General features: G+C 67.4%; 5 protein-coding genes, 1 tRNA gene and 1 pseudogene. 4 read left to right on the forward strand and 3 right to left on the reverse strand.

Annotated elements, in window-relative coordinates; genetic code table 11:
- Window positions 1-35: 35 nt before the first annotated feature.
- The 3 genes from EDL96_RS07410 (at window position 36) to dnaG (ending at window position 4,757) form a co-directional block, all read left to right on the forward strand.
- Complete coding sequence (locus EDL96_RS07410; protein WP_123825173.1) at window positions 36-1,373, forward strand: deoxyguanosinetriphosphate triphosphohydrolase; 1,338 nt, start codon at window positions 36-38, stop codon at window positions 1,371-1,373.
- A gap of 128 nt (window positions 1,374-1,501) precedes the next feature.
- Window positions 1,502-2,836: an MFS transporter gene (locus EDL96_RS07415; RefSeq protein WP_199732561.1), complete on the forward strand. Its 1,335-nt coding sequence runs from the start codon at window positions 1,502-1,504 to the stop codon at window positions 2,834-2,836.
- Window positions 2,837-2,870: 34 nt separating this feature from the next.
- Window positions 2,871-4,757 carry a DNA primase gene (gene dnaG / locus EDL96_RS07420; RefSeq protein WP_123825153.1) on the forward strand — a complete coding sequence of 629 codons (1,887 nt, stop codon included), beginning with the start codon at window positions 2,871-2,873 and terminating at the stop codon, window positions 4,755-4,757.
- On the opposite strand, the pseudogene EDL96_RS07425 reads toward dnaG, so the two are convergent.
- Window positions 4,745-6,254: pseudogene (locus EDL96_RS07425) on the reverse strand (PepSY-associated TM helix domain-containing protein). The gene dnaG and the pseudogene EDL96_RS07425 overlap by 13 nt on opposite strands.
- 129 nt (window positions 6,255-6,383) lie before the next feature.
- Complete coding sequence (locus EDL96_RS07430) at window positions 6,384-7,019, reverse strand: hypothetical protein (protein ID WP_123825154.1); 636 nt, start codon at window positions 7,017-7,019, stop codon at window positions 6,384-6,386.
- An 84-nt stretch (window positions 7,020-7,103) separates the two neighbouring features.
- Between EDL96_RS07430 and EDL96_RS07435 the strand changes: the two genes are divergently transcribed.
- Window positions 7,104-7,179: transfer RNA gene (locus EDL96_RS07435), tRNA-Asn, on the forward strand.
- A gap of 352 nt (window positions 7,180-7,531) precedes the next feature.
- On the opposite strand, the gene EDL96_RS07440 is transcribed toward EDL96_RS07435, so the two are convergent.
- Window positions 7,532-8,200 carry a hypothetical protein gene (locus EDL96_RS07440; protein ID WP_123825155.1) on the reverse strand — a complete coding sequence of 223 codons (669 nt, stop codon included), beginning with the start codon at window positions 8,198-8,200 and terminating at the stop codon, window positions 7,532-7,534.
- Window positions 8,201-8,473: the final 273 nt, after the last annotated feature.

Here is an 8,473-nt window from a genome sequence, read left to right on the forward strand (position 1 = left end):
CCGTTCCGGAACTCCCGATCGAAGGCATCGCACAGATGCTCGCCTCGGTGGACCGGACCCGGACACCCGCGGAGGGATACGCGGCGCGGGACATCGAACGATGGGTCACGGAGAACCACCACAACAAGTACCGGTCGCACTTCGAACGCGACCGTGCCCGCGTCCTGCACTCCTCCGCGCTGCGGCGTCTGGCGGCCAAGACGCAGGTGGTCGCGCCGTCGTCGGATGATTTCGTGCGCAATCGGCTCACCCACTCCCTGGAGGTCGCCCAGATCGGCCGCGAACTGGGGCGGATGCTCGGGTGCGATCCGGACGTGGTGGACGCGGCCAGCCTGTCCCACGACCTGGGCCACCCGCCGTTCGGCCACAACGGGGAGACCGAACTCAACGCCCAAGCCGCCCACATCGGCGGATTCGAAGGCAATGCGCAGACCTTGCGTCTGCTGGTCCGGCTGGAACCCAAGGTCTACAGCGAGCCCGACGACGGGTCGGACGGCACCTCCGCGGGGCTCAACCTCACCCGCGCCACCCTGGACGCCACGTGCAAGTACCCGTGGCGCGCCCACGAAGCCCCGCTCAAACCCGACGGCACCCGCTCGCAGAAGTTCGGGGTCTACGAGGACGACCTGCCCGTCTTTGAGTGGATGCGCAACGGCGCCCCGGAACGGGTCAAGTGCCTGGAGGCCCAGGTCATGGACCTGGCCGACGACATCTCGTACTCGGTGCACGACGTCGAGGACGCGGTGGCCGGCGGGATGCTGCGCCTGAGCAGACTCTCCGATCCCAAGCAGCGGGAACGGGTCTTCGAGAACACCCGGAACTGGTACCTGGACGGGGTCGAGGACGAGCAGCTGGACGCGGCGTTGTCCCGGTTGGAGTCGGCCCCCGAATGGGTGGGGGAGATGAACGGGTCACGGCGGGCCCTGGCCCGGTTGAAGGACATGACCTCTCAGCTGATCGGGCGCTTCGCCATGTCCTCCGTGGCCGCCACGCGTCAGGTCACGGGTCAGGGACCCCTGACCCGCTACGCTGCATCGCTGGTGGTCCCGGCCGAGACGGTCGAGGAGATCGCGATCCTCAAGGGCATCGCCGTGACGTACATGATGAACGTCCGGGACGCCCAGCCGATCTACGAGAACCAGCGGGAGATCCTGCGCGTCCTGGTCTCGGCCCTCATGGATTCCGACGGTCGGTTCCTGTCGCAGGCTTTCAGCGCGGACTGGCACGCCGTGGGAGACGGGCCGGCCGCCGAGGCCCAGCGCCTCCGGATCGTCATCGATCAGATCGCCTCCCTCACGGACACCTCCGCGCTGCGTTTGCACGACCGCATCGTCGGAGCCAACTGGCGCGTCGGGGACAAACCCCTCTGGTGACTCGGCAGCCCGGTGACACGGGTTGGCGTGGGCAAATGCCGGGTGATGCAAGTCATAAGGGGTAGAAAAGAGGAACCCTCACACCCGCGCGCCTGTGCCGCGCCCTGCTCCCGAATAGGTCTGGTCCCGTGCCCGGAAACACCACTGCGCCCCAGAGCGCGTCCAACCACCTGATCCTCAAAGGCCGAGGCTGGGTGGCACCACTGTGCTGGATCGCCGTGCTGTTGGACGGGTTCGACGCCGTCGTGCTGGGGGCCGTGATGCCCTCCATGATCGAGGATCCCGAGTTCGGACTCACCGCAGGCTCCGGAACCGTGGTGGCCACGGTCGGTCTGGTCGGCATGATGATCGGCGCGCTCGGCATGGGCTGGGCCACGGACAAGTTCGGGCGGCGCAAGCTGCTGATCGGCGCCGTCGTCCTGTTCTCCGTCTTCACCCTGGCCATGGCCTTCGTGGACTCGATCTTCCTGTTCGGCCTGCTCCGCTTCCTGGCCGGGGTGGGACTGGGCGGCTGCCTGCCCACCGGCATCTCGATGGTGACCGAGTTCGCGGGCAAGGGCCGCACGGGCAAGTCGACCACGCTCATGATGACCGGCTACCACGTGGGCGCCGTGGTCACGGCGGCCCTGGCGATCGTCGTCGTGCAGAACCTCAACTGGCACGCCATGTTCATCATCGGTGCCCTGCCCTCCTTGATCCTGGTCCCGCTGATGTACCTCTACCTCCCCGAGTCCCCGGACTACCTGCTGTCCAAGGGGCGGGTGCAGGAGGCCAAGACCGTGTCCGAGCACTACGGCCTGGACTTCTCCGAGCAGGCGCACCACGAACAGGTGCTCACGGAGGCCGCTCCGGAGAGCGCCGAAGCCGCACGCAAGGGGCCCTCCCTGGTGCTGCAGGGCCAGTTCCGGCGCAACACGATCTTCGTGTGGATCGCCTCCTTCATGGGCCTGCTGCTGGTCTACGGACTCAACACCTGGCTGCCGCAGATCATGCGCGCCGCCGACTACGACCTCGGCAACGCCCTCGGCTTCCTCCTCATCCTCAACATCGGCGCCGTCGTGGGCCTGATGATCGCCGGGCGCGTGGCAGACAGGATCACCCCACGCAACGCGGGCATCATCTGGTTCATCGGTGCCGGTGTGCTGCTGGCCGCCCTGGCGATCAAACTCCCGCTACTGGGCATCTACGTCATGGTGTTCGTGACCGGGTGCTTCGTGTTCTCCGCCCAGGTCCTGGTCTACGCATTCTGTGCGGCGAACTACCCCGCCAACGTGCGGGCCACCGCCCTGGGCATGTCCGCCGGTGTGGGCCGGTTGGGCGCGATCTCCGGCCCCACGCTCGGCGGGGCCATGCTGGCCGCCGGTCTCGCCTACCCGTGGGGCTTCTTCGGCTTTGCCCTGGCAGCACTGCTGGGTGGCGGTGCCCTGACGGCCACCAAGACTCTGCGGCAAGAGGAATCCTGACCCAGCGCTCCGTGCGACAACTACACTGGCTCGCGTGGCTGGGCTGATTCGACGCGAGGATATTGACGAGGTGCGTTCGCGCACCGATATCCGCGAGATCGTCGAAGGGTACGTGACCCTCAAGTCCGCTGGAATTGGCTCCTACAAGGGCCTGTGCCCCTTCCACGACGAGCGCACACCCTCCTTCCACGTCCGGCCGCAGTACGGGACGTACCACTGCTTCGGCTGCGACGAATCCGGTGACGTCATCGCCTTCATCATGGCGTTGGAGCACACCACCTTCGCCGAAACCGTGGAGCGGCTGGCCGCCCGGATCGGTTACGAACTGCACTACGAACAGGGAAGCGGCCCCGACCGGGAGATGGTGGGGCGCCGTCAACGTCTGCTGGATGCGCACAAGGTGGCCGCCGAGTACTTCCAGGCCCAGTTGCGCACCCGCGGGGCGGCAGCCGCCCAGCGTTACCTGGGGGAGCGTGGCTTCACCCCGCAGGACGCCGAATCCTACGGCGTGGGCTACGCCCCGCAGGGCTGGGACCACCTGCTCAAGCACTTGCGCTCGCGCGGCTACACGGACGAGGAACTGCAGGCCACGGGCATGTTCTCCGAGAACAACCGCGGTGGCTTCTACGACCGTTTCCGCGGCCGTCTGATCTTCCCCATCCGCGGCATCGGCGGGGAGGTCATCGGCTTCGGAGCGCGCAAGCTCTACGACGACGACCAGGGCCCCAAGTACCTCAACACCCCCGAGACCCAGCTCTACAAGAAGTCCCAGGTGCTCTACGGCATCGACAAGGCCAAGCGCCAGATCGCCAAACAGCGACAGGTGGTGGTGGTCGAGGGCTACACGGACGTGATGTCCATGCACCTGGCGGGAGTGCCCACCGCCGTGGCCACGTGTGGCACCGCGTTCGGTGCCGAACACATCAAGATCGTTCGACGCTTCCTCTCCGACGACGGCAGCGGCGGGGAGGTCATCTTCACCTTCGACGGCGACGTGGCCGGTCAGAAGGCGGCGCTGCGGGCCTTCGACGAGGACCAGAAGTTCATGGCCCAGACCTTCGTGGCCGTCGAACCCCACGGGATGGATCCGTGTGAACTGCGGCTGGCCCGCGGGGACGCCGCCGTGCGGTCACTGCTGGAGGCCAAACGGCCGTTGTTCGAGTTCGCAATCGACGCGACCCTCAAGCGATTCGACGTCAAGAGCCTGGAGGGGCGGGTGCAGGCCATGCGCGCCGCAGCCCCGATCGTCGCCCAGATCCGGGACGTGACGCTGCGGCCCGCTTACGCCCGTCAGCTGTCGGGGAAGGTCGGGCTGGACACGGCCGAGGTGGTCCGGGCCGTCGAGGACGCGGCCCGGACGCCGCGCACCGACCGGCGGCCCGCCTACGAGCCCGCGGAAGCCGCGGACGAACCCGTTGCAGCGACTCCTCGGATTTCCCTGCCGGATCCCCGGGATCCCATGCTGCGCGCAGAGCGGGAGGCGCTCGAGGTCGTCGTGCAGGTCCCGCACCTGCTGGGGGAGGCGGCGTGGGACCAGTTCACGGCCGTCGAATGTGCCCACCCGGTGCACACCGCGGTCCACGACGCCGTGACGGCCGTGTACTCCGGGGCCGGCGGCGGCGAGGTCCGGCAGGGACGCGCCTGGGTCGAAGCCCTGAGCGCAGCCGTGCCGGAACCTCTGCGTGGCTACGTGGCGGGCCTCTCCATGCGCGCCCTGCCGGCCTCCAATGACGCCCAACTGGAACGCTACGCGGCGGGAGTCGTCTCCCACCTGTACGACCGTCAGATCCACCGGCGTCAGGCCGATCTCCGGGCCGAACTCGAGCGCACGGACTCCCGGACCCAGCCCGAGCAGTACCAGGCCGTGAGCCGTCAGCTGCTGGACCTGGAACTGCAGCGCCGCAAGCTTCAGGCGAGCTGACGCGTTCCTCGCCGCCGGGCCATCCGCAGGATCACCCCGACGACCACGTCCACCCCCAGGAAGCAGAGCAGGCTGATGCCCAGCAGCGGCAGGAACATCCCCACGGCAACGGTGGTCACGGCGAGGCCGACGACCACCCACCAAGGCGTCCTCCGCAGGGCGCCCCGCACCGGAGCGCGGCCCGCACCGAAACCGGGGCGGCGCCGCCACCACATGAGGTAACCCCACACGGTCATGGCGGCCAGGCCGAGCGCGACGACGAACAGCACGACCTGATTGACCAGCCCGAACAGCAGCCCCATGTGCGCGTCGATGCCCCAGCGGGTCAGCTTGGCGGCCAGGCCGTAGTCCTGGAACCGCACCTCGTTGACCACCCGGTCCGTGGTTGGATCGACGGCCACGGAATCCGCCTGGGTCGGCCAGGAACGGTCGACCTCGGTCACGCTCCAGGCTTGCCCGTCCGCCGCGGGCGGCGCGATCTCCACGAGCGACGAATCGATCCCGGCGTCCCGGGCGACGGCCAGGACGCCGTCGTACTCGGCTCCGGCCGTCGGGGTCGCCATGGTGTGCCCCGCGTGGCCGCTGTGGCCTTCGTGACCACCGGCAGCCCCCGTCCCGTCGCCCGATTGCAGAGCCGTGTCCAAGGTCGGCGTCGTCCATCCGAGAACCGTGCGGAGCTCCGCGACGTTCGCACCGGCACGGGCCGACCAGGTGAGGCCGGTGGCCGAGAGGAACAGGAAGCTGAGTGCCAGCCAGATCCCAGCGGCGCTGTGCCGGTTCAAGGTCCGTCGGTATGCGTTGAGTTCACCGGCCTCGGGCAGAACCAAGGTCCGACGACGTCGTTCGGGCTTGGTCCGTTGCCAGCGGGCGAGCCACAGACCGGCACCCGAGAGGGCAAGGACCCACAGCCACGACGCGGCCAGTTCGCTGTAGACCCGCCCCGGTTCACCGAGCAAGAGCGACCTGTGGAGATTGGACAACCAGGTGCGCAGCGGCAGCGCACCGCTGGTTCCGTAGACCGTCAGGTCTCCCGTGACGTTGCCCGTGGAAGGATCCACGAACACCGCCCGCGACTCGGATTCCCCGAGGGCCGGGTCGGCGAACATAACCCTCGTGGTGGTGCCGTCCTGTCCGGGACGCACCGCGGAGGGGGGCGTCGTCGGTCCCGATGCTCTCCTGGGCTCGGTCAATCTGGGTCTCCAGTCGGACGGACACGACGGGCGTGTGGGCATTGAGTTCGTCGGCGTACACGATTTTCTCGAGCTGTGGGCTGATCGCGTACACCGCGCCGGTGAGCGCCGCGACGATCAGGAACGGTCCCACGAAGATGCCGACGTAGAAGTGAAGCCTGAGCAGCAGCGACTTTGCCCAAGGCCGTCGGTGGCGGGTGGATGACGGGCCGTCGGTGTTGACGAAGCCTCCCGGGGCTGCCGGGGGACCGGAGGTGATGCTGGTTGTGGACATGATGAGATGACCTTTCGAATGGGCCCCGCCCATGGCGGGGCCTCCCGGTTCGATGAATGCGCGGGCCGGTACGGTCCCGGCCTGCGGGCGCGTTCGGACGCAAGGCAGTACCCGGCCTGGGGTCTGCTCAGGCCGGTGCGGCAGCGCGAACGCGCGGAGTCTTCACATCTCGGGAAGGGGAGGCCCACGGCGGGCGTGGGCCGTCATGAACCAGCGACTGGCCACCAGATGGTGCGGTGCAGGCCAGTCGAACCGACCAACACGGCGCGGACCCGGGTGGGGCGTCGGGCGCCAACGAACCAAGCCGACGGCGCGGGCGCACCAGGCGTCCACGACGGCCCAACAGGTTCGCTCGCCGAACCGCACCAACACGTAGGTCGCCACGGTGGCCAGGACGTGGGCCAGGAGCATGGCGCCGCCCGTGCTGTGCTCCACGGCGGTGGAGGTTGTCATGTGTGTGTGGTGCTGCAGCATCGCATGGTCGTGCGCCCCGGCCGACACCTGAGCGGTGGCGCCGCCCTGGGCGGAGAACACGGCGTGAAAGGCGCCCTGACCGGCACCGACCAGAAGGACGGTCCGTACCGGTCCCAGCCGGTGCGACGCCAGGAACACGCTCACGAATCCGGCCGCCACGAACGCGATCCCCAGGAATCGGAGGTCGGGGGCATGAGCTGCCACGGCGTAGTGACCGGTGGCCGCGCACAGGGTGGACAGCACGGCCGCGAGCCACCCGCGGACAAGACGAGCGCGGGGCGAGGCCTGCTCGCCCCGCGAGGCGCCGTCGTCCCTGGGATTCACGGACGACAGCCTACGTGACGGTGAATTGTGCGATGCCGACGGGCAGGGTATGGTGTTCTCTCGTTGCACGCGATGCGCGCACATTCCCCCGTAGCTCAGTTGGCAGAGCATTCGACTGTTAATCGAAGTGTCACTGGTTCGAGCCCAGTCGGGGGAGCCACTCGAGCACAGACTGAATGGTCTCTCACCAGGCCAAACAGAGAGAAGGGCCCCTGTCTTATTAGCCGGAGACAAGGGCCCTTCTTCGTGCCCTCACAAGCACACTCACAAACGGTGGAAGCCGCTCACGACGTCTAGCCGAGCGTCGGAACGGCTCACACTTGCGGCCTAAGCCGACCCTGTCACCAACTCGTTCCTCACGCCCGGCGGTCGTTAGACACCTCCATCCTGACCGGTTGAGGCCCGTTCCTTCATCCTCGCCCTGGTGACGACAACGTCGTGGACGGCCACACCTTGGCGGGGAGATCCCAGAAGCGGGGAGACTGTCAGTCCCTTCGTGGCTTCGCTACCTTCTATCCAGAAACCTCGCCTCTGTTCCATTGCTGGGTCAGTTGCTTCACCTGGGTCACCGTTGCAGGCAGGGACTCGTGAGGCTCCGCGCTGATTGGGGGCGCTCCCGCACGAGCATGGATGGCGATTTCGTTCATCAGGAACTGCAACGCCTGCGCCATGTCTTTCCGAATCCATTGTTCCGGGGGTTCGTCTGACGCGCTGAAGGTCGCGGAGTGAAGAGCGAACAGCGCGCTGATGAAGACCATGTCCGGGTCGTTTGGGTCAGGGGCGCCGTCCCGGTCGAAATCCCGGGAAGTCGCGAATAGACGGCGTCCGAGAGCCAAGGCCTCCGCCGTGGCCTCGCGGAGTCCGGCGGTTGAGACCACATCCGGTTGTTCAATCCGCCACATGATGTCGCTGATCTGCTCGGCAAGACCGGCGCGGGTCTCGGCCTCCCGCTGGCGGCGCTCGTGGCGGAAGCCGAACCACAGGGCCGCGATCGTGAAGCTTCCGCCGACGAGTGCGCTGAGAAGGCCCACGGCGAGGTCGAACCAGTTGGACGGCTCGAGGTCGGGGATCGACCTCGCGAGGCTGACGGTCAAGGGGGCGGCGACAAGCGCCCCAACGACTACGCCGACGCCGAACCAGGCGACATCGTGCTTCCTGTTCCGCTTTGAATTCTGAGCCATGACGGAGAGCCTAGGATGCGTTTGGGGCGGTCAAGTAGTCACTACGACGAGACATAGTCAAAGGCATGGACGGCCAGGCAAATTGAAACCCGTCGAAGTTCACGGAGATTAGGATCGTGATGCAGTGGATTCCGTCAGCTGCACACCTAGGTGTACTTCCCCGGCAGGTTGTGAACACGCGGGGTAGATGAAGGCCTCCGGGCAAGATGTGGGTTACCACACTCAACATCTTCACCACGGAGGCCTTCGTGACTCACGCTAACGCACCTTTGA

Origin of the sequence: Kocuria soli (genome assembly GCF_003797835.1) — a bacterium.
In the GTDB taxonomy this organism is placed as follows: domain Bacteria; phylum Actinomycetota; class Actinomycetes; order Actinomycetales; family Micrococcaceae; genus Kocuria; species Kocuria soli.

What these genes read in the sequence shown, in the direction of transcription:
- EDL96_RS07440 (WP_123825155.1), bottom strand. Translation starts at nt 8,200, where the DNA reads ATGGCTCAGAATTCAAAGCGGAACAGGAAGCACGATGTCGCCTGGTTC.
- EDL96_RS07410 (WP_123825173.1), top strand. Translation starts at nt 36, where the DNA reads ATGCTCGCCTCGGTGGACCGGACCCGGACACCCGCGGAGGGATACGCG.